Source organism: Methylobacterium currus, from assembly GCF_003058325.1.
In the GTDB taxonomy this organism is placed as follows: Bacteria; Pseudomonadota; Alphaproteobacteria; order Rhizobiales; family Beijerinckiaceae; genus Methylobacterium; species Methylobacterium currus.
This window is the reverse complement of sequence record NZ_CP028843.1, coordinates 1,455,166-1,476,119: the sequence shown is the minus strand read 5'-3', so window position 1 is coordinate 1,476,119 and position 20,954 is coordinate 1,455,166. Positions and strand designations below refer to the sequence as shown.

Below are 20,954 nucleotides of genomic sequence, written 5' to 3'. Positions count from 1 at the left end.
GGGCATCTTATCGCCAGCGGCGGGCATGGGCGTCGAGGGGCTGGAGCAGCAGGGCGTCGACCGCCAGCATCACGGCGCTGAACACGAGGCTGTAGCCGATCAGGGCCGCGACGTCGAAGAGCTGGAAATAGTACGAGATGGCGTAGCCGACGCCGTTGGGGCGGCCGAGCAGCTCGACCACCAGCACGATCTTCCAGGCGAGCGAGATCCCCGACCGCGCCGCCGCCACCGCGAAGGGCACGAGCTGGGGCATGAGCACGTGGCGGATCCAGGTGCGGCGGTCGTACCGGAAGGCCTGCGCCATCTCCTCCAGGCCAGGGTCGAGCCCGCGGGCGCCCTCGCGCAGGATCACCGCGACGTTCGGCATCTTGTTGAGGGCGACCGCCAGGATCGCCGCGGTCTCGGTCAGGCCGAGCCAGATATAGGCCAGCACGGTGATGACCAGCGCCGGGGTGTTGAGCAGCACGAGGAGCGGCGTGTCGAGGAGCCGGTCGGCGGCCCGCGAGCGGCCGAGCGCGATGCCGAGCACCGCCCCGGTCGCCATGGCGAGGCAGAACGAGGCCGCGACCCGCCACAGGGTGATGCCGATGTTGCGCAGGAGGTCGCCGGAGGCCGCCTCCCGCACCACGAAGGCCGCCACCGCCTCCGGCGACGGCAGGGTGCGCGGGTCGGTGGTGCGGCTCAGAAGCCACCAGGCGGCGAGGAGCAAAGCGGCCGAGAGAAGGCGGGCGAAGAGGGCCATCAGGCGATCGGTGCGCGCGGGGGCGGCTCAGCCATTCGGCCCGCCATCCCAGTACAGCCCCTCCGGCAGGGTCGCGGCCGCCCCGACCAGCCGCTCGCCGCCGAGCCGCGCCAGCACCGCGTAGAGGCGCTCGGCATCCGTCCGCTCGGCGGAGGCCGGCCGGCGCGGGATGCCCTCCAGGAAGGCGCGCTTGAGCGTGGCGTAGGTCGCCTCGTCCTCCGCCGCCATCAGCGGGCGCACGGGCGCCCAGGCCGCGTCACCGGCCGCCAGGGCGCGCTTGGCCCGGGACGAGGCGCGGGCGAAACCCGCGACGGTCTGCGGCGCGCGCTGAAGCAAGGCCTCGTCGAAGACGTAGCCGAGGAGCGCGATCGGCCCCTCGACCCCGAACGCCGCCGCGATGCCGTCGGCGCCGATCAGGCGGCGGAAGCCCCGCGCCTCGAGCCGCGCGCAGAAGGTCCAGTACAGGAGCGCGGCGTCGAGCTCGCCCGATTCGAGCTTGCGCATCAGGAGCGGCGGCGCGCCGAAGACCGGTTGCGCCGCGCGTTCGAGGTCGAGCCCGTCCTTCTCGCGGGCCCGGGCGCGCAGGAGCAGCCAGTTCTTGTCGAGCGGGCCGCCCGCCACCCCGAGGCGCTTGCCCGCGAGGTCGGCGACGGAGCGCAGGGGGCTGTCGCCCGCCACCATCAGGGCGCCCTCGGTGGAGGAATAGGGCAGGAACTTCACCGCCCGCCCCTCCGCCCGCAGGCGGGCGGCCCAGAGCAGGTCCGACACGATGGTGTCGACCTGGCCGCCCTGGAAGGCGATGCGGGCGGCGTCGCTGCCGGCGAGGCGCACGCCTTCGAGGCTCAAGCCCTCCGCCGCGTCGATCCCCTCCGCCTTGATGACCGCCGCCTCCCAGGCGACGGTGCCGAAGGGCAGGAGCCCGACCTTCAAGGGGGACTTTTGCAGGGCGGCGGGCTGGGTCGAAGCCGGCTGCGCTCCGGCGGCCCGGAGCTGCGCGATCGGCCACAGCCCGGCCGCCGCCATCAATCCGCGCCGTGAGAGCATGGCCGCTCCTCCCTGTTGCCCCGCTTGTGCCGGGCGTTCCACCCGGCCGGTCCGCCCACCTTTTCGCCCATGAGAGGTAGGCGGCCGAGCCGGCGGCGTCCACCGCTGGCGCGCAGAGAGGCTGAGGCCGCACCCTGGGCGGCCCCGCCGCCGCGGTCACTTGTACTATCGTCGGGCCGCCCGGCCGGGAGCGCTCGCCCGCAGAGGCGTCCTTCCGCGCGTCATCGGGCGGGTCGACGCGTCGATCTCGACGATGGCCGACCGGGGTGGGCCGGGGTGCCGCACTGATCCGAGCACGCGAGAGGACATCGTCGTCGCCTCTGTCGTGCAAAAGGGCCGGCTTCTGCCGGTTCATGTCGTTGCGCGTGTCCGCAACGGCGTCTTGGCAAGTTGTGGGAGATGCAGCGCCGGCGGAAGATACACCGCTCGCCGTCACGAGGTTTGACAATTCCGGACCCGGGAATTACCAGATCGCATGATTTGGGGGCATTCATGTTGGCGCATCCACGCAAAATTTGCCTGAACATGATTGTCAAAAACGAAGCCGACAAAATAGAAAACTGCCTGCATGCTGTTGCGGATCACATCTCCTGCTGGGTCATAGGCGATACGGGTTCTACGGATGGCACGCAGGACATCATCCGGAAATTCTTTCGATCGCGTGGCATGGCCGGGGAATTGCATAGTTTCCCGTTCAAGACCTTCGATCAGGCCAGGAATGCGGCGCTCGAACTGGCGTTGGAGTCGCGCCTCGAATACGATTATCTTCTCTTCGTCGACGCCGATATGGAGCTTGTCGTCGAGGACAAGGACTTCGCCAGAAAACTGACGGCCGACGTCTATCAGATCATACAAAAATCGGGCGTGGCCTATTGGAACAGCCGCCTGCTGCGGCGCGGTGCGGAGGCGCGGTATGTCGGCGTCACTCACGAATATCTCGGTCTCAAGGACGGAACGACCGAGCATCTGGACGGCGTCAGGTTCATCGATCACGCGTCGGGAACGAACCGGTCGGGCAAGTTCGCGCGCGATGCCGCCCTGCTCCGCGACGGGCTCGCGACCGAGACCGATCCCTTCCTGCGCACCCGCTACACGTTCTACCTGGCCAACAGCCTGCGCGACAACGGCGACCATGCCGAGGCCCTGGAGCAGTACGAAGCGCGCGCCGGCATGGGCTACTGGCAAGAAGAGATCTTCGTCAGCCTGCTGAATGCGGCGAAGATCAAGGCAACGCTGAATTTTCCCGCCGACGACGTCATCGGGACCTTCGAGAGGGCCGCCGCCGCCTGTCCGTCGCGCACGGCCGAAGCGATGCACGACGCGGCCCGGTTCTGCCGCGACCACGGCTTGTACGAGCGAGGGTACTGGCTCGCCCGCAAGGGCGAGAACGCGGCCGTGCCGAAATCCGGCTTGTTCGTCTCGGAATGGGTCTATCGCTACGGGCTGCTCGATGAGATGGCCATCGCCGCCTACTGGACGGGCCGGCATGCCGAGGCGGTCATGATCGCCGACAAGCTCCTGGCCATGGATGGCATTCCGGGCGATGACGTCGAGCGCCTGAAGAGCAACCGGCAATTGTCGGTCGACAAGATGGCCGACCTGCAGACCTCCCCCGACGGGGAGAGCCGGGCCGCCGCGAGGTTGCTGGAGCAGGCGCGACGCAGCGAGAATCTCGGGTTGCCGGATGAGCAGGTCGTCGCGGCCTATCTGGGCGTCGCCGAAGTCGATCCGACCTGCGCCGCAGCCTTCCACGGTGCGTCGCGCTTCTGCCGCTACAGGCAGCAGCACGAGCGAGGCTATCACCTGGCGGTCCGCGGCCTGAAGGCGGCAGAATCCAAGACCGGCAGGGTCGACGGTGAGGCCTGGATCACCGATTACGGCCTCCTGGACGAACTCTCCGTGCATGCCTACTGGACCGGGCGCTACGACGAGGCGATCCGCGCCTGCAACCGCCTCCTGCGCGAGGGCAGGATCCCCGAGGACATGATCGAGCGGGTCGCCAACAACCTCCGCTTCAGCTCGGAGGGTCTGGCGAGGGCGACGAGGCAATCGTCACAGATCCCGAAGACCTTTCATTTCATCATCGCGTCCAACGACCCGGACGAGCCGCCGCGCTTCTCCCTGATCAATTACCTGGCGGTGCGGTCCGCTCTCGACCTGAACGAGGGCTTCAAGGCGGTCATCCACTGCGATCCGGAACCGCAGGGCCCCTACTGGGACATGCTGAAGGGCAGCGTCGACATCGTTCGGACGACGTTGCCGAAACGGGTCTTCGACCGCCCGGTGGATCTGATCGCGCATCGCGTCGACGTGTTGAGGATGCAGGTGCTCCTGGAGCATGGCGGGATCTATCTGGATTTCGACACGATCTGCCAGAAGCCGTTCGCGCCGCTGCTCGACGGCAGCGTCGTCCTCGGGCGCGAGGAGGTCCCGGACGGAGCCGGCGGACGCAGGCCGGTCGGCCTGTGCAACGCCACGATCATCGCTCCGCCCGGCGCCGAGTTCCTGCGGTTGTGGTACGAGGAATACCGGTCGTTCGTCGGTGGCCCGAGCGGCGATGCCTGGAACAAGTTCTCGGTCCAGGTGCCCCAGGCCCTCGCGGACGCCCATCCCCACCTCGTCAGGATCGAGCCGGCGGCGTCCTTCTTCTGGCCGAGCTGGGACGAGCACGGCATCGAGGCGCTGTTCGAGCACGACCTGGAATTTCCCGAGGCGTTCTGTTTTCATTTGTGGCAGGCGAAGTCGTCGAGGTGGATCGAGAGTCTCGATCCCGAGACGATCCTCGGGCACGACACGACCTACAACCGCATCGCCCGCCGTTTCCTGCCGCGGCCGGCCGCGGCCGACGTCCCGCTCGACGACACGCTCGCGCAGCGCTTCGGTGCTCCCCGTGCGCTCGACCCCGTGTTCAGTTCGGGCAAGCCGCGCTTCAACATCTGTTTCGTCGGCTACAATCAGCATGACAGGGTTTATGACGACGTCGTGCGCGTCCTGCGCGCAGCCTTGCGCGATCTGGGTCATGACTGCTCCCTGACGGAGAACAGGCTCGCCCAAGGCTCGGTCAACATCGTGGTGGGCAATCTGCTCCATCCGGTCCAGGACGAAAGGCGCGTCGGCCCCTTCCGCTCGGGTCCGTTCATCCTCTACCAGCTGGAGCAGCTCGATATCATCGGGCATCGGACAGAGGGCGAGAAATACCTCGAATTCTTCGATCTGGCGTCCCATGTCTTCGAGTATTCCCGCTCAGGCCTCGCCTTTCTTCGAGCAAGGCCGAATTTTGGGGCAAGGTCGAATTTTGGGGCAAGACCGGACGGATCGGCCGTCTCGTTCCTGCCTCCTGGATTCCACCGCTGCCTCGAGATCACCTGTCCCGCGCCGGAGCAGAAGATCGACGTCCTGTTCTACGGCTCGTATTCCGAGCGGCGCGTGCGGGTCCTGGACGCCCTGCGGTCCCACGGCCTGAAGACCGTTCACCTGTTCGACGTCTATGGCGAGCCGCTGTGGGACACGATCCGGCGCTCGAAGATCATCCTGAACATCCACTCCACGCCCGGCTTCAGGGCCCTGGAGACCGTCCGCATCGTTCCTCTTCTGGCCAATCGCTGCTTCGTCCTGTCGGAGGCGAGCGACGACAACCCGTTCGGACCGGGCGTCGCGTTCTGCGAGATCGAGGACATGGCCGAACTCTGTCGCGCCTATCTCTCGGTCGGCGGCCCGCTCCGGCAGGCCGTCGCGACGGAGGGCTACCTCGCCGTCCGCCGGATCGACTTCGCCACGCAGCTGCGCGACGTCCTGACGACTCTCGATCTGGCGCAACTCGTATTGCGCGCGTGAGCCGATCCGGCGACCCTGCGGGGATCCCGCGACAGGCTCTCGAGGAGATGGACGCCATGCCGAAGGACGACGTGCTCAGCCCCGACGTGATCGCCGCGCGCCTCGCCGACCTGCCGGCCTGGCGGCACGCCGACGGCTGGATCACCCGCACCTACCGGACGAACAGCTGGAAGGGCACCCTGATGGTGATCAACACCGTCGGGCACCTCGCCGAGGCGGCCTGGCACCATCCCGACCTCACCGCCTCCTATGCCTGGGTCGAGGTGCGGCTGACCACCCATTCGGCCAAGGGCTTGACCGAGAAGGACTTCGCCCTGGCCCGCAAGATCGAGGAGGTGGTCGGCTGGCAGCCGGGGCTGGAGGGCGGCGCGCTCGAGGGCACGCCCACGGATCCGCGCTTCGCCTACATCAAGCATGATCGGTAGGGCCGGGCCGTCACTTCCCGCCGGCCCTCATCCGCCGGCACTGGGTCTTCAGGTAGGCTGTCCGTCCCAGCCCCTCGCGGATCTCGGAGCGGGCGATGATCTCCTGCCAGCCGGTGGCGCAGCCGATCTCGCTCGCGACCCGGGTCTTGAACACGTCGGTGGCTTTGGCCTCGTCGCAATCCTGCACCGGAACCGTGCTGGCGCAGACCAGCACCAGAGCCAGGAAGCCGTTCATCGCTCCACCCTCCGCGGAAAGCCGGGAGGATGGGGCGCGGCGGCGCAAGTCCAACCCGTCCCTTGGCCAACCCGTCCCCTGTGGCCGACCTGCCCCCTCGTCCGGCTCCTCAGGCCGGAACCTCCGCCACCAGCCCGGGATCGAAGGTGCGGCCCTCGACCGGGTTGGCGAGGCAGCGCGTGGCGTGGAGCACGAGGTCGTGGCCGGCATGGAAGTGGCCGGAGACCCAGAGGTCCGGCCGGTGGGCCTCCGGCAGGTCGGCGAGCAGCGTGGTGGCGTAGAAGGCCGGCACCCACCAGGGCACGCCGGGCGCGTCGCGGAACCGGTCGGCGGCCTCGGGGATCGGCGGGTGGTGGGTGACCGCGACGGTCGGGCCCGGATGCGGCCGGGCGAGCGCGTCCCGCATCGCCGCCCGGTCGGCGGCGTGGGCCGCCATCGCGGCCTGCGGCGTCCAGGGCGTGCCGTCGCCCTGGCGGATCGCCCGGTACTCCCGCGAGCCGGTCGCCGGATCGGTCATGCGGGCGGCGGCATACGCGACCGGGTCGTCGGGCCGCTCCGGCGCCTCCGCGGACAGCCAGCGCCCGGCGAGCCGCCAGTCGCTCCACAGGGTGGCGCCGACGAAGCGCACGCCGCCGATCACGCGGGTTTCCCCGCCCTGGAGCAGCGCCACCCGCTCGCGGCCGGCCGCGCGGTTGATCGCCGCCACCGCCTCCCCCAGGGCCGCCAGCAGCTCCGGGGCGGTGCGGGGATCGCCTGACGGGGCGTACCGCTCGTGGTTGCCCGGCACCAGCACCACAGGCCGCTCGCCGGCCAGATGCAAAAGCGCCGCGAGGCCCCGCTCCGGCTCGCCCTCCCAGACGTCGCCGGCGCAGACCAGGACGTCGAAGGGCTGCGCCGGGACCGGCACGGCGGCGAGCGGCCGGCGCTCCAGGTGCAGGTCGGAGAGCGGGAAGAGGCGCATCGCTCAGGCGCCGAACAGCGACAGCACCACCGGCCGCCGGTCGAGGTTGTAGATCTGCGCCTCCCGGGCGGCTCGGGCGGCGCGCTCGGCGGCGTCGGCGAGGGCGGCGAGGCGGGACGGCGGCTCGCCCTGGCGGCGCTCGATCTCGGCGGCGAGCCGCCGCTGCACCGTGTCGAGGGCGGTGGCGTAGAGCGCGTCGGCGTCGCGGCCGGCCAGCCGCTCGGCCAGCCGCAGGGCCCGGCGCCAATCCGGCCGGTCGCCCTGGTCGAGCAGCGCCTCGACCTCGTCGACCACACCGATCGTGTCGGGGTCGAGAAGCGCGAGGGCGCGGGCGACCGAGCCCTCGCTCAGGGCCGCCGCCCGCTCGATCAGCTCCGGCGAGGCCCCGGCCCGCTGCGGTCCGAGGGTCTGGAGCACCCGCACCACCTCGCCGACGGTGAGCGGCTTCAGGGCGAGGCGGCGGCAGCGCGAGCGGATGGTCGGCAGCAGGCGCCCGGGGGCGTGGCTGACGATCAGGAACAGCGAGCGCGGCGGCGGCTCCTCGATCACCTTCAGGAGCGCGTTGGCGCTGGCGAGGTTCAGCTCGTCGGCGCAGTCGACGATGCAGATCCGGTAGCCCGCGTCGGCCGAGGTCTCGGCGAAGAGGTGGAGGGCGCGCCGCGCCGCGTCGACGCCGATCTGGGTCGGTACGGTCTTCGCGCCGGGCGCCTTCTGGCGCCGCAGCAGGACGAGGTTGGGATGCGACAGGCCCGCGACCTGGCGTGCCACCGGGTGGCCGGGCGGAAGCGCCAGGCTGTCGGGCTCGCCCGCGCCGTCGCCGCGGGCGAGCAGGTGGCGGGCGACCCGGAAGGCGAGCGTCGCCTTGCCGACGCCCTTCGGCCCGCCCAGCAGCCAGGCATGGTGCAGCCGCCCCGACCCGATCGCCTCCCGGAAGGCGCGCTCGGCCGCCTCCTGGCCGCGGAGGTCCATCGTCTCGCGCGGGCGCGGCACGCCCGGGATCTCGCCCGGCTCGAACTCGTCGTCCCTCGTCTCAGGCGGCATCGGGGCGGTCCCGGACGAGCTGCGGCAGCCGGGCCGCGACCGTGGAGCGGATCGCCTGCGCGACGCGGTCGGGCGCCTCCCGCGCGTCGATGACCGCGCAGCGCGCCGGCTCGGCCGCGGCGATGGCGAGGAAGGCCGCCCGCAGGCGCTCGTGGAAGCCCAAGGCCTCGGCCTCGAACCGGTCGGGGCCGCGTGCGGCGGCGCGGTCGCGCTGGCGCGCCCGGGTCAGGCCGGTCTCCGGCGGCAGGTCGAGGATCAAGGTCAGGTCCGGCCGGGTCGCCCCCACCACCACCCGTTCGAGGGCGGCGAGCGTGGCTTCATCGACCCCGCCGGCGGCGCCCTGATAGGCCCGGGTCGAGTCGCTGAACCGGTCGCACAGCACGATGGCGCCGCGGGCGAGGCCCGGGCGGATCAGGGTCGCGAGGTGGTCGAGGCGGGCAGCGGCGAACATCAGCGCCTCCGCGAAGGGGCCGTGCGGCTTGGCGACGCCGGAGAGCACCGCGGCGCGGATCCGCTCGGCCCGGGGCGAGCCGCCGGGCTCACGGGTGGTCACCACCTCGCGGGGACCCGGCAACCCGTCGGTGCCGGCGCGCAGCCAGGCCGCCAGGCGGGCGATCTGGGTCGACTTGCCGGCGCCCTCGCCGCCCTCGAAGGTGATGAAGCAGCCGGGACGTCGAGATGCGACCCTTGCGGCGGCCAGAGGAGCCTCGCTCACGACTTGCTGGTGATCCGACTGAGGGCCTGGCGGAACCAGCCGGTGCCGACCTCCAGGGCCGCGTCGAGGGCTCGCTGGGTCATGGTGCCGGCGGGCACCGCCTCGGCGGTGTAGAGCGGCATGTCGAGCACCACCTGCTCACCGCGGGTGACCTTGAGCCGGCCGACCTCGCGGCCCTCCTCCACCGGGGCGGTCAGCGGGCCCTGGTAGGTGGCGCGCGCCACCAGCCGGTCGCTGTTGCCGCGGGGCAGCAGGAGCCGCACCGGCTTCTTCGTGACGAGGGGCACCCGGCCCTTCTCGCCCCCGAAGGTCTCGGCCTCCGCCACGGTCTCGCCGGCGGAGAAGACCTGGCGCGCCTCGAAGGCGCGGAACCCCCATTCGAGGAGCTTGCGCGATTCGGCGGCGCGGTCGCGGGCGGTCTTGAGGCCGCTCACCACCAGGACCAGGCGCTGGCCGTTCTGCACCGCCGAGCCGGTCAGGCCGTAGCCCGATTCCTCGAGGTAGCCGGTCTTCAGCCCGTCGGCGCCGATATCGAGGGTGAGCAACGGGTTGCGGTTCTGCTGGCGGATCTTGTTCCAGGTGAACTCGCGCTCGGCGAAGAGCTTGTAGTTCTCCGGATAGGTCTCGATCAGGTGGATGGCGAGCTTGGCGAGGTCGCGGGCCGTCACCTTCTGGTCGGGGGCCGAATAGCCGGTGGCGTTGCGGAAGGTCGAGCGGTCGAGCCCGATCTCCTTCGCGTGCCGGTTCATGATCTGGGCAAAGTTGTCCTCGGTGCCGGCGACGCCCTCGGCGGCGGCGATGGCCGCGTCGTTGCCGGACTGCACGACGATGCCGCGCAGGAGGTCCGGCAGCTTCACCTTGCTGTTGAGCTGGGCGAACATCGACGAGCCGCCGCCGCCGGCGCCGCCGCGGCGCCAGGCGTTCTCGCTGATCGTGAACTCGGTGTCCGGGCCGAGCTTGCCCCTGCGCATCTCGTCGAAGAGCACCTCGACGGTCATCAGCTTGGCCATGCTGGCCGGCGAGAACGGCTCGTCGGCGCCCTTCTCGAACAGGACCGCGCCCGTATCGGCGTCGATCAGGATCGCGTGCGGCGCCAGGGTCTGGAAGCCTTGCGCGCGCGCATCGCAGACCGCCACGGCGGCCCCGAGGATGGCTGCCAGAGCTAATCCCGCGGCACGGCGCGCGAGCGCCCTGCCCGCCCCGGTGGTCGCTGTCACACGCATGTCCCTACCGCTCGAAACCCCGGCCGACCGGGAGACCTGCCGCACTTTGCCGCTCCGCTCCGGGACGCGCAACAGCGCCTGTGCCGCAGTGCGGGAAGCGGAACCGTTTCGGATGTGGACCCTGGCGTAGTCGTCCCTCGCCCATCCATCCACGACCGCATCCTGAGGTGTCGGTCGATCGGCGATCGACTGACCTCGAAGGAGGGCTCCAGGGATCGCCGAGACTGCCGGAGGCCTGCTTCGACGCTCCCTGCGGCCGGCGATCGGGGATCGCCGGTCACCTCAGGATGAGGGCGTGGATAGGATGCTCCAGGCCTCCGCCATCCCGAAGGCCGCCCCCTGCCTTCAATACATCCCCGCCACCTTCGACCGCGGCGGCATGCCGGGCTTGTGGCCGGTCGCCTTGGCGTCCTCCCGGTCGCCCTTCTGGGCGCCCGCGAGGCGGAGCGGCGGCGCGACCGGCAGCGGACCGCTCTTCGCGATGACGGTCGTCCGCTGCGTGACCTTGCCCCCGGCGGGATGCGCGGCGGCCTGCATCGCCTGGGCGAGCGAGGCGCGGTCCGCCGCCGGATGACCCGCGAAGGCCAGGGCCTGGCTCGGCGGGGCCGGCCGGCGAGCCATGGCGACGGGGGCCGGCGCGGCCGCCGGCTTGGCGGCGCGCGGCGCGGCGAGGCCCGGGTTCAGGCCCTCGATGGCGGCCATGCGGACGGGCGCCGGGAGAGGCCTGGTCGCCGGGAGAGGCCTGGGCGCCGCCTCCGCCACCTGGACCGGCGCGCGGACGGCGCGCACCGGCGCCGGGCGGCGCATCTCGGGCTCGGCCTCGGCGACCTGCACCGGCGCGACGACCCGCGGCGTCTCGACGATCGGGCGCACCGGCTCCGGCTCGGGCTGGCGGAACGCGAAGGGTTTCGCGTCGTCGCCGGCATCCGCCACCATGATGTTGGCGCCGAAGGGCGAGCCGGCCGGCTGCCCGTCGGTGCGCAGGGTCGCCATCAGCTTGCGGTCGTCGCTGCCGCCGACCGAGGCCTTTCCGACATACTCGACCCTGACCTTCGTGGTGCCGCGGCGGCGGAAATCGAGGGCCTCGGCCACCGCCTGCGACACGTCCATCAGCCGGTCGGCGTGGTAGGGCCCACGGTCGTTGACCCGCACCACCATCGAGTGGCCGTTCTGCAGGTTGGTGACCCGGGCGTAGCTCGGCAGCGGCAGGGTCGGATGCGCCGCCGCGACCGAGAAACGGTCGAAGATCTCGCCGTTGGCGGTCTGGCGGCCATGGAAGGCGGTGCCGTACCAGGAGGCCAGTCCCTCGCGCACGTAGCCGCGGGCGTCCTGGCGCGGCACGTAGGTGCGGCCGGCGACCACGTAGGGCTTGCCGGTCATCTGCCGGCCGCCGCCCTTCGGGATCTTGTCGTTCTCGCCGTAGAGCCGCGGGCTCGCGGCGACGCCGTATTTCGGATCGATCTCGCGGCCCCCGCTCCGCACCGCGAGGGTCTTGGGCGTCGGCCCGGCGCAATTGGCCGCCGCCAGCGCGATTCCCGCCACCGCGGCCCACCGCACGACCGGCATCGGCCGGAGGGCCCCCCGCTCCGTCTCCGGACGCGGACGACCGCTCTTCGAAGATCCCGCCATCGACCCCTCGGATCCCCCGTGCCGCCCGACGGCCGCCGTCCGCCCGGGAGGGCTGGAAGGGCGGGCGCCAGGGCCGCACAGGGTTACGCTGCACGTATGGAAGACCCTGCCGGCCCTGCGTAAATGAAAGCTCAACGGGGGCTTTCGCGCGAGTCCCCTCCACCGCCGTCCACAGGTCCCTGCGCTGCCTGGGCGACACTGGGGCGCGTCCCGACGGCCGGCCTTGACGGGCCCCTGCCGCCCCCCGGCCGGACACGCGCCGGATCGCTTGACGCAGCGGCTCTGCTGCTGCCTCATGGATTCAAGTTAGTGCCTGCTTCCAGGGTTGGACGCCGCGTATGTCAGAAACGGCAAGGAGGCCCATTCCCTGGCGTCCGCAATCGTTCTTCACTCACCAGCTTCACAGCACACGATCTTTCGAGTTGCTGAACGAGCACGGCGGCATCGCGGTCGATTTCCATGCCCTGCGCAAGACCAGGCCGCATCTGGCGGTCGAGGGTGGCCAGAGCCGCGCGATGAGCCTCTGGCTCACGCGGTCGACCACGGGCTTTCTCACGGTGCCGAAGCTCGAGGCGGACCTGTTCACGATCCGCTTCGTCACCAGCGGCCGGATGATCCGCCGCAATCGCAGCGGCGAGCATCTCGGCTGTCCCGGCGACGCGATGTTCGTGGCCTTCGAGGACATGCGCAACGAGGAAGCCTCGGCCCATTTCGCCGCGATCAGCGGAACGATCAGCCGGGCCGCCCTGCTCGCCAGCAACCGGGCCCTCGGCGGGGCGGAGGACGGCGCCTGTCCCGAGCTGGAGCCGGTCACGCCCGTCGAGACGCTGGCGATGCGGTCCTTCCTGTCGTGCTTCCAGCGCCTCCATCGGCGGCTGCGGCAGGTCGACCCGGCGCAGGACCTGTTCTTTCCCTTGTTCGAGGAGATCGTCAGCTACCAGCTTCTCTCCTGCTGGCCGCGCCGCCGGGCCGCGCCCCGACCTCACCGTTCGACGCCGTCGTCGTCGAGCCTGCGCTCGGCGATGGAGTATATCGACGCCCGTCTCGGGGAGTCCCTGAGGCTCGCTGACGTCGCGGCGGCCGCGGGCGTCAGCGTGCGCACGCTCCAGCACGCCTTCAAGCACGAGCTGGGCACGACGCCGCTCGGCTTCATCGTCGAGCGGCGCCTGCAGCGGGTCCACGCGGATCTCGCCTCCCCAGCCTGCGCGGATCTGTCGGTCGCCGACGTGGCGCGCCGCTGGGGCTTCGTGCATGCGAGCGCCTTCACGCAGCGCTACCGCAGGCGCTTCGGCTGCACGCCGACGGACACGCGCCGGCGGTGATCCCGGCCGCGCGCCGACGGCCGGGTGGTGCCGCAGCGTCGGCGGCGCGATCCCGTACGTATCAAGATTGCGCAAGGCGCTGTCATATTCGCGATGATGAATCCTAAATAGATTTGTCAGCTTCCAAGCCGATCACTGTCTCTCGTTCTCGAGGTCCCGGGTGCCGACGCCTGCTGTGTCGATCGGCGAAGAGAGAGATGGCATGATGTTCGATGTCGATGGCTTCATGGCACGGTCCACGCTGCGCGCCCTCGATCGGTCGCACGCGATGATTGCATTCGACCCGGACGGAAGCATCCTGTCTGCGAATGAAACCTTCCTCATCCTGATGGGCTACACGCTCCCGGACCTGCGCGGCCGGCATCACCGCATGCTCCTGCCGGCCGCCGAGCGGGACGGCGCCGCCTGCCAGGCCGTCTGGGACGACCTGCTGCGCGGCGCGCCTCACGAGGGCGAGTGCCTGCGCCTCGCGAAGGGGGACCGCGCGGTCTGGCTCCGGGCGAGCTACAATCCCGTGCCCGGGCGCCGAGGGCGCATCGCCAGGATCGTCATGGTGGCGGCCGACGTCACCGATCAGAAGCGGCGCGGCCTCGATGCCGAGGGACGGCTGGCCGCCCTCGACCGCTCGCAGGCGGTGATCACCTTCAGCCCCGACGGCACGATCGAGGACGCCAACCGGAACTTCCTCGACGTGCTCGGCTACCGGCTCGACGAGATCCGCGGCCGGCATCACGGCGTGTTCGTCGATCCGTCCGAGCGGGACACGGCCGCCTACCGGGCGTTCTGGACCTCCCTGAGGGCCGGCCAGTTCCAGGCGGCCGAGTACAAGCGCCTCGGCAAGGACGGGCGCGAGGTCTGGATCCAGGCGACCTACAACCCGATCCTCGACGCGCAGGGACGGGTCTGCCGCGTGGTGAAGTTCGCCACCGACGTCACCCCGCAGGCGCGTGACCGGCAACGGCGCGCCGCCGCGGGCCGCACGATCGCCGGCGACCTCACGGTCATCGGCGACGCGGTGAGCGACGTCACCGACCGGAGCGGCCAGGCGGCCAGGGCGGTCGAGCGGGTCTCGAGCGACATCCAGGCCGTGGCGGCGGGAGCGGAGGAACTCGCCGCCTCCGTGGCCGAGATCAGCCAGCAGGTCACGCACGCCGCCACGATCTCCCGGGGCGCGGTGGCGCAGGCGCAGGATACCGGTGCGATCGTGGCCGGCCTCAGCGGTCAGGCCCAGCAGATCGGCGAGGTGGTCAGCCTGATCCAGTCCATCGCCGAGCAGACGAACCTGCTCGCGCTCAACGCGACCATCGAGGCGGCCCGGGCGGGCGCCGCCGGCAGGGGCTTCTCCGTCGTCGCCGCCGAGGTGAAGGCGCTGGCCAGCCAGACGGCCCGGGCCACCGACGAGATCCGGGCCCGGATCGATGCGACGCGCGCGGCCACGCACGAGGCCGTCGCCGCCATCGGCACGATCCAGGCGACGATCCGGGAGCTGGACGCGGTCTCGGCGGCGATCGCGGCCGCGGTCGAGGAGCAGGCCGTGGTGACGCGCGAGATGTCGGGCTCGATGCAGGCCGCCTCCCAGGGCGCCGAGACCATCGCCGCCGGCGTCGGCGCGATCGCCGGGGCCGTCGCGCAGGTCGATCGTGCCACCCGGCAGGTGCGGGACGCTTCCCAGGCCATCGCCTGACCCGGCGACGACCCCGCGGCGCCCTACTCCGCCGGCTGCGGCGCGCCGCCCGGCTCCTCGTCAGGCGCTCCCTTGCGCCCCCGCCCCGCCACCAGCTGCTCGGCCGCTCGGCCGCGACGTAGAAGACCGGGGTGACGAACAGCGTCAGCAGCGTCGCGACCAGCAGGCCGCCGATCACCACGGTGCCCATCGAGATCCGGGCATTGGCGCTCGTGCCGCTCGCGATGGCGAGCGGCACCGAGCCGAGGACGAAGGCGAAGGAGGTCATCAGGATCGGCCGCATCCGCAGCCGCACCGCGCCTTTCGCCGCCGTCACGGCATCCTCACCTTTGGCGCGCAGGTCGCGCGCGAAGGAGACGAGCAGGCTCGCGGTCTTGGCCGCCAGGCCGACGAGGAGCAGGAGCCCGATCTGCCCGAAGATGTCGAGGGGCAGGTCGCGAAGGCTGAGCGCGCCGACCGCGCCGAACAGGGCGAGCGGCGTCACCAGGATCACCACGAAGGGCAGCCGCAGGCTCTCGTACTGGCCGGCCAGCAGCAGCACGATCATCACCACGCCCAGCCGCCGGCGATCTTTTCCTGGTAGGCGACCTCGGTCCATTCCACGGCGTAGTCGGTGGGGAGGGCCGTGTCGGCCAGGCGCTCCACCGCTGCGATCGCGCGCCGGAAGCTCAACCTCGACTACGCGGTGATCCGCGCCCCCTTCGACGGGCGCGCCAGCCTCTCCGACGTCAATGCCGGCGACCTCGTCAACGAGACGAGGACCCAGCTCGTCAGCGTGGTCCAGGTCGATCCGATCGAGGTGGAGGTGGCGCTCTCGACCGAGGATTCGGAGGCCGTGCGCGCCGCCCTGAAGGAGAACCGCGCCTTCATCCAGATCCTCGACACGCAAGGCCAGCCGGTGCGGAAGGCGACGATCGACAAGCTCGACAACCGCTCCGATCCCCGCACCGCCCACCGCCTGATCCGGGCCTGGCTGCCCAACGCCGACGAGCGCTACCGGCCGGGCGAGTTCGTGCGCACGCAGGTGCAGGTGGGCACGGAGGAACGCCTGCTGGTGCCGACCCTCGCGCTCTCGGCCCAGCTCGACCAGCGCATCGTCTGGCGCGTGAGGACGACGGCAAGGATGACGGCAAGGACGAGGGAAAGGCGGCCAAGGTGACGATGACCCCCGTCGAGACCGGCGAGGAATTCGGCGACCGCACGGCGGTCCTCAAGGGCCTCAAGGCCGGCGACCGGATCGCCACCGACCATCTCCAGCTCCTGCGCCAGGACCGGCGGGTCGGGATCAGGCGGGACGGCGAGCCGGCCCGCCAGGCCGCGAACGAGCCCGGCGCCAGCGTGCCGTAACGCATCGGCGCTCACGCACCGTCAGTGCTTGCAGGGAGGGAGACCCGGACGCTACGCTTGGGGAGATGCCACCCCGCCACGGCATGCGAGCGACGGGCCATGACCTCTCCCGAGACCGCGCCCGTCGAGGCCGCGCCACCCGACGCCGTACCACCTGATGCGGCACCTGGCGGCCCGCGCTTCTCGGTCGTGACCGCCGGGCCGGACGGACTCGAGCTCGTGGTGGCGTTCGGGCCGCGGGACTACGCGGTCCGGCTCTCCCCGGCGGAGGCCGGCGAGCTCGGCCTGGCCCTGCTCGCCACCGCCTCGGTCGCGGCGGATGCGGCGCAGGACGTGCCGGCGGGCACCCGGGTGGAGAACTGCTTCTTCCCGGTCCTCGGCTGGACGGCCGGCGAGATCGCTCCGGGCGTGCCGGCCCTCGCCCTCCGGCTCGCCGAGGGCGCCGAGATCGCCTTCCAGTTCGACCGCGACACCGCCCGCGCCTGCGGCCGCGACCTCGCCCGCAGCGGCCGGGTGCCGTGGCGCGAGCGCCTGGGCCGCGTCTTCCGGCGCCCCGCCCGGATGCCAGTCCCACCGCCGGCCAATCCTCAGGGCGCGTGAGCGCCCGCCTGCCAGGAGAGCATCAGGGCGCGTGAGCGCCCGCCCGCCGAGCGAGCATCAGGGCGCGTGAGCGCCCGCCCGCCAAGAGAGATCGCGGACGAGGCCCTGCGGCAGGATATCGAGGAGCGGCGTCGTCGGAAGGCCTGCCGCGTCGAGGAGCCCGGCGCTCCAGTGGTTGCAGACGGCGAGGAGGCTGAAGCGTCCTTGCGCTGCGTAGAACAGGCTCGGGCCGTAGAGGCCGGGCCCCGCCTCGACCGGATGGCCGTCCCGGGTGGCGAAGGACTGCGCCAGCGCGGCGGCGAGCCGCCGGAAGCCCGCCCGCGACAGCCGCAGGGTCACGAGCCCGGCTCCCGGGAAGGCGGCGCCGGGCTCGGCCGCGACCCCGACCACGTGCAAAACCGCCGGGCGACCGCCCGGGGTGAACAGGGCCTTCAGCGCCAGGCGCCAGTCGAGGGCCTGGATCGTCGGCACGGCGCGGTAGAAGCCGGCATCGCCCCAGCCGATCTCCAGCGCCGGATAGGCGCCGAAGCGCTCGGTCACCGCGATCAGCGCCCCGTCCCCGGCCTCGGCCGCCGCCTGGGCGAGGGCTTCGCGCGGCAGCAGCAGACCGGAATGCCAGGCTCCTGCAACGAGCCGCACCGTGACCGATTCGTCGCCGGGGGCCGGGGGATAGAGGGCCGGATCGCCCGGCCGGGCGGTGAGCCACGCCGCCGGGACGAGGATGCCGGCGACGGCCACGACGAGGAACAGGATGACCGCCGCAGCCCGCCGGGCGAGGCGCAGGCCGCGGCGCAAGTCAGGCCGCCCCGGTGAGCCGCCGCAGGTCCTGGTCGGCCGCGAGCCGCCCGGCCGAGGCCTCCAGGATCTCGATCGCCGCGACCGCACCGGCCGCGTCGTAGGCGACGACGATTCCCGGCCGCACCTCGCGGCTCGCCACCGCCTCGGCATCGGTGAAGCGGACGGACAGCACGTCGGTCTCTGTGTCGTAGCGGCCCGCCGCCGGGCGGGGTGGCGTCGGGGCGGGCTGTTCGGGCTTCGGGCTCATGCCTGGGCGGGTATCCGGGCGACGGTTGACGGCGATGGGCGACGGCGATGGGCGACGGCGATGGGCGACGGCGATGGGCGACGGATCGTCTCTCTGCGCGCCTATCCGCCCGGTCACGCTGGACCGGGCGCCCTGCGGGCGCCTCTCCCCGGTCGTGTCGTTGTGTTCCGCGCTCCGGTGCGGACGCGACGCCCGCGCCGGGAGCGTGGCGGCGCTCAGCCCTGGAGCCGCGCCAGCGCCTCCCGCACCTTCTCGCGGCGGGCGATCGCCGCGTCGCGGCGCTCGCGCTGCTCCTCCACCACCTCCTCGGGGGCGCGGGCGAGGAAGTCGGCATTGCCGAGCTTGGCGTCGATCTTGCCCGTTTCGACGCCGAGCTTGGCATCCTCCTTCGTCAGGCGCGCCACCTCGGCGGTCAGGTCGACCACGCCCTCGAGCGGCAGGGCCGCGACCTCGCCGCGCACGATCAGCTGCACGGCGTTGCGCGGGCTCGTCTCCGCGATGTCGATCGAGGCGATGCGGCCGAGCCGGCGCACCGTGTCGCCCCAGCGGGAGACGCGCTCGCGCACCGCCTCGCCGGGGGCCACCAGCACCAGCGGGATCTGGGCGCCGGCCGGCACGTTCGTCTCCGAGCGGGCCGAGCGGATCTCCGAGACGAGGTCGACGACCCAGCCGATCTCCGCCTCCGCCTCCGGCTTGGCGAGCGCCCCGAGATCGGGCCAGGAAGCCAGCGCCAGCAGCCCGCGCGCGATGCCGGCCTCGCGCGCCTTGGTCGCCCACAATTCCTCGGTGAGGAACGGCATGAACGGGTGCAGCAGCACGCAGATCTGGTCGATGAGGTACGCGATCGTCCGGCGCGTCTCCTCCTTCGCCGGCCCGTCCTCGCCCTGGAGCACAGGCTTGGCCAGTTCCAGGTACCAGTCGCAGAACACGTTCCAGACGAAGCGGTAGGCGGCGTTGGCGGCGTCGTTGAAGCGGTAGGCCTCGATCGCCCCCGTCACCTCGGCGACGGCGCGCGCCGCCTCGCCGAGCGCCCAGGCATTCAGGGTCTGGGTCACGCCCTCGGGCGCGAAGGACGGATCGAGCCGGCAGCCATTCATCTCGGCGAAGCGGGCGGCGTTCCAGAGCTTCGTGGCGAAGTTCCGGTAGCCCTCAACGCGTTGCACCGAGAGCTTGATGTCGCGTCCCTGCGCCGCCATCGCCGCCAGGGTGAAGCGCAGGGCATCCGCCCCGTAGCGGTCGACGAGGTCGAGGGGATCGACGACGTTGCCCTTCGACTTCGACATCTTCGCCCCCTTCTCGTCGCGGACGAGGGCGTGGATGTAGACGGTGCGGAACGGCACCTCGTCCAGCGCGTGAAGGCCGAGCATCATCATCCTGGCGACCCAGAAGAAAATGATGTCGAAGCCGGTCACCAGGGCGCTGGTCGGGTAGTAGCGGGCGAGCTCCGGCGTCGCGTCGGGCCAGCCGAGCGTCGAGAACGGCCACAGGCCGGACGAGAACCAGGTGTCGAGCACGTCCTCGTCGCGGCGCAAGGCGACCGGGCGGCCATGCTTCTCCGCGGCTTTCGCCAGGGCCTCCTCCTCGCTCTGGGCGACGAAGCAATGGCCGTCCGGGTCGTACCAGGCCGGGATCTGGTGGCCCCACCAGAGCTGGCGCGAGATGCACCAGGGCTCGATGTTCTCGAGCCACTGGAAGTAGGTCTTCTCGTAAGTCTCGGGCACGAAGCGGGTGCGCCCGTCGCGGACCGCCTGCAGCGCCCGCTCGGCCAGCGGCTTGACGTTCACGTACCACTGGTCGGTCAGGTAGGGCTCGATCACCACGCCCGAGCGGTCGCCATGCGGCACCGCGTGGGTGTTGGGCTCGATGGCGACCAGCCGGCCGCGCTCCTCCATCAGGGCGACGACCTTGGCGCGGGCTTCGAAGCGGTCGAGGCCGTGCAGCGCCAGAGCCTCGGGCTCCGGGCTCGATCCTTCCAGGAAATCCGCGTTGCCTTCGAGGCTTATGCGGGCTTCCTCATCCAGGATGTTGATCTGGGAAAGCCCGTGCCGACGCCCGACCTCGAAGTCGTTGAAGTCGTGCGCCGGGGTGATCTTGACCGCGCCGGTGCCCTTCTCGGGATCCGAGTACTCGTCGGCCACGATCCGGATCAGCCGGCCGACCAGCGGCAGGCGCAGGCTCTTGCCGACGAGCGCGCGGTAGCGCTCGTCCTCCGGGTGCACCGCCACCGCGGTGTCGCCCAGCATGGTCTCGGGCCGGGTCGTCGCCACCGTGATGGTCTCGCCGGTCTCGTTCCCGGCCTCGTCGACCACCGGATAGGCGAAGTGCCAGAGATGGCCCTTCACCTCGACCTGCTGCACCTCGAGGTCGGAGATCGCGGTCTGGAACTTCGGGTCCCAGTTCACCAGGCGCTTGTCGCGGTAGATCAGTCCCTGCGCGTGCAGGTCGACGAAGACCTTCAGGACGGCCTTCGACAGGCCCTCGTCCATGGTGAAGCGCTCCCGCGACCAGTCGCAGGAGGCGCCCAGGCGCTTGAGCTGGTTGACGATGGTGCCGCCCGATTCCGCCTTCCACTCCCAGACCCGGCGGACGAATTCCGCCCGGCCGAGGGTGCGCCGGTCGGGCTGCTGCTGCTCGGCGAGGCGGCGCTCCACCACCATCTGGGTCGCGATGCCGGCGTGATCCGTGCCGGGCTGCCACAGCACGTCCTTGCCGCGCAGGCGCTCGAAGCGGGCGAGCACGTCCTGCAGCGTGTTGTTGAGGGCGTGGCCCATATGCAGCGAGCCCGTCACGTTCGGCGGCGGGATCATGATGCTGTAGGGCTCGGCACCGGCCCGGTCCGGGCGCCCGGCCCGGAAGGCCTGCGCCTCCTCCCATTCGGCGGCGATGCGCGCCTCGACGGCGGCGGGATCGAAGGTCTTGTCCATCATCGCGAAAGCGCCACTCGCAGGCTGCCCGGGGCGCGTCCGCCAGGCGGGACGCGGGCCTCGCGGGCGCCGGAACCAGAAACGAAAAAGGCCGGCCGCGCGAGCGGCCGGCCCCCGAGCCCGCTTTCAAGCGGACCCGCGTCGTTCCGTCAATGGGAGCCGCCGCCCGATCAGCGGCCGGGA

General features: G+C 71.6%; 18 protein-coding genes and 1 pseudogene. 7 read left to right on the top strand and 12 right to left on the bottom strand.

All coding sequences use genetic code 11. From position 1 onward, the window contains the following. Window positions 1–7 precede the first annotated feature (7 nt). On the bottom strand, window positions 8–742 hold the full coding sequence (locus DA075_RS06775) for an ABC transporter permease (protein WP_099952562.1): 735 nt from the start codon (window positions 740–742) through the stop codon (window positions 8–10). A 27-nt stretch (window positions 743–769) separates the two neighbouring features. Continuing rightward, window positions 770–1,786 carry an ABC transporter substrate-binding protein gene (locus tag DA075_RS06770; RefSeq protein WP_099952561.1) on the bottom strand — a complete coding sequence of 339 codons (1,017 nt, stop codon included), beginning with the start codon at window positions 1,784–1,786 and terminating at the stop codon, window positions 770–772. A 492-nt stretch (window positions 1,787–2,278) separates the two neighbouring features. On the opposite strand from DA075_RS06770, the gene DA075_RS06765 reads away from it, so the two are divergent. Both DA075_RS06765 and DA075_RS06760 read left to right on the top strand, forming a co-directional pair. Continuing rightward, window positions 2,279–5,620 (top strand): glycosyltransferase, encoded by a 3,342-nt coding sequence (locus DA075_RS06765; RefSeq protein ID WP_164712229.1) that lies wholly within the window; start codon window positions 2,279–2,281, stop codon window positions 5,618–5,620. A 56-nt stretch (window positions 5,621–5,676) separates the two neighbouring features. Next, on the top strand, window positions 5,677–6,045 hold the full coding sequence (locus tag DA075_RS06760) for a 4a-hydroxytetrahydrobiopterin dehydratase (RefSeq protein ID WP_099952559.1): 369 nt from the start codon (window positions 5,677–5,679) through the stop codon (window positions 6,043–6,045). Window positions 6,046–6,055: 10 nt separating this feature from the next. On the opposite strand, the gene DA075_RS06755 is transcribed toward DA075_RS06760, so the two are convergent. The 6 genes from DA075_RS06755 to DA075_RS06730 form a co-directional block, all read right to left on the bottom strand. Further along, the gene (locus DA075_RS06755; protein WP_099952558.1) at window positions 6,056–6,280 is read right to left on the bottom strand and encodes a hypothetical protein; all 225 of its coding nucleotides are present in this window, start codon (window positions 6,278–6,280) and stop codon (window positions 6,056–6,058) included. 109 nt (window positions 6,281–6,389) lie between these two features. After that, entirely contained in the window at window positions 6,390–7,241 is an 852-nt protein-coding gene (locus tag DA075_RS06750) for a metallophosphoesterase (RefSeq protein ID WP_099952557.1), read from the bottom strand. A 3-nt stretch (window positions 7,242–7,244) separates the two neighbouring features. Continuing rightward, entirely contained in the window at window positions 7,245–8,282 is a 1,038-nt protein-coding gene (locus tag DA075_RS06745; protein ID WP_099952556.1) for a DNA polymerase III subunit delta', read from the bottom strand. Continuing rightward, on the bottom strand, window positions 8,272–8,997 hold the full coding sequence (gene tmk / locus DA075_RS06740) for a dTMP kinase (protein ID WP_232386127.1): 726 nt from the start codon (window positions 8,995–8,997) through the stop codon (window positions 8,272–8,274). Before tmk ends, DA075_RS06745 begins: the two co-directional genes overlap by 11 nt. Then, on the bottom strand, window positions 8,994–10,220 hold the full coding sequence (locus DA075_RS06735) for a D-alanyl-D-alanine carboxypeptidase family protein (RefSeq protein ID WP_099952555.1): 1,227 nt from the start codon (window positions 10,218–10,220) through the stop codon (window positions 8,994–8,996). The genes tmk and DA075_RS06735 overlap by 4 nt, the downstream gene beginning before the upstream one ends. Before the next feature lie 345 nt (window positions 10,221–10,565). After that, window positions 10,566–11,786: a septal ring lytic transglycosylase RlpA family protein gene (locus tag DA075_RS06730; RefSeq protein ID WP_232386128.1), complete on the bottom strand. Its 1,221-nt coding sequence runs from the start codon at window positions 11,784–11,786 to the stop codon at window positions 10,566–10,568. 485 nt (window positions 11,787–12,271) lie between these two features. Between DA075_RS06730 and DA075_RS06725 the strand changes: the two genes are divergently transcribed. Both DA075_RS06725 and DA075_RS06720 read left to right on the top strand, forming a co-directional pair. After that, on the top strand, window positions 12,272–13,171 hold the full coding sequence (locus tag DA075_RS06725; protein ID WP_164712228.1) for a helix-turn-helix transcriptional regulator: 900 nt from the start codon (window positions 12,272–12,274) through the stop codon (window positions 13,169–13,171). A 202-nt stretch (window positions 13,172–13,373) separates the two neighbouring features. Continuing rightward, window positions 13,374–14,855 (top strand): methyl-accepting chemotaxis protein, encoded by a 1,482-nt coding sequence (locus DA075_RS06720; protein WP_164712227.1) that lies wholly within the window; start codon window positions 13,374–13,376, stop codon window positions 14,853–14,855. Between the two features lie 7 nt (window positions 14,856–14,862). Here DA075_RS06720 and DA075_RS06715 read toward each other — a convergent pair. After that, window positions 14,863–15,509, bottom strand: a pseudogene (locus DA075_RS06715) (efflux RND transporter permease subunit); the annotation flags it as partial. On the opposite strand from DA075_RS06715, the gene DA075_RS37390 reads away from it, so the two are divergent. The 3 genes from DA075_RS37390 to DA075_RS06705 all read left to right on the top strand — a co-directional run bounded on the left by DA075_RS37390 (window position 15,469) and on the right by DA075_RS06705 (window position 16,802). Then, window positions 15,469–16,014, top strand: coding sequence for an efflux RND transporter periplasmic adaptor subunit (locus DA075_RS37390; protein ID WP_338068004.1), 546 nt, complete (start codon window positions 15,469–15,471; stop codon window positions 16,012–16,014). The pseudogene DA075_RS06715 and the gene DA075_RS37390 sit on opposite strands and share 41 nt — an antisense overlap. Further along, window positions 16,011–16,202 carry a hypothetical protein gene (locus tag DA075_RS37385; RefSeq protein WP_244936523.1) on the top strand — a complete coding sequence of 64 codons (192 nt, stop codon included), beginning with the start codon at window positions 16,011–16,013 and terminating at the stop codon, window positions 16,200–16,202. The genes DA075_RS37390 and DA075_RS37385 overlap by 4 nt, the downstream gene beginning before the upstream one ends. Window positions 16,203–16,301: 99 nt before the next feature. After that, the gene (locus DA075_RS06705; RefSeq protein ID WP_099952552.1) at window positions 16,302–16,802 is read left to right on the top strand and encodes a hypothetical protein; all 501 of its coding nucleotides are present in this window, start codon (window positions 16,302–16,304) and stop codon (window positions 16,800–16,802) included. A 57-nt stretch (window positions 16,803–16,859) separates the two neighbouring features. Here DA075_RS06705 and DA075_RS06700 read toward each other — a convergent pair whose 3' ends face one another. The 3 genes from DA075_RS06700 to DA075_RS06690 form a co-directional block, all read right to left on the bottom strand. After that, window positions 16,860–17,597 carry a DUF2459 domain-containing protein gene (locus DA075_RS06700; protein ID WP_167456055.1) on the bottom strand — a complete coding sequence of 246 codons (738 nt, stop codon included), beginning with the start codon at window positions 17,595–17,597 and terminating at the stop codon, window positions 16,860–16,862. A 1-nt stretch (window position 17,598) separates the two neighbouring features. Further along, on the bottom strand, window positions 17,599–17,847 hold the full coding sequence (locus tag DA075_RS06695) for a DUF2283 domain-containing protein (RefSeq protein ID WP_099952550.1): 249 nt from the start codon (window positions 17,845–17,847) through the stop codon (window positions 17,599–17,601). 215 nt (window positions 17,848–18,062) lie between these two features. Next, window positions 18,063–20,774, bottom strand: coding sequence for a valine--tRNA ligase (locus DA075_RS06690; protein WP_099952549.1), 2,712 nt, complete (start codon window positions 20,772–20,774; stop codon window positions 18,063–18,065). Between the last annotated feature and the right edge of the window lie 180 nt (window positions 20,775–20,954).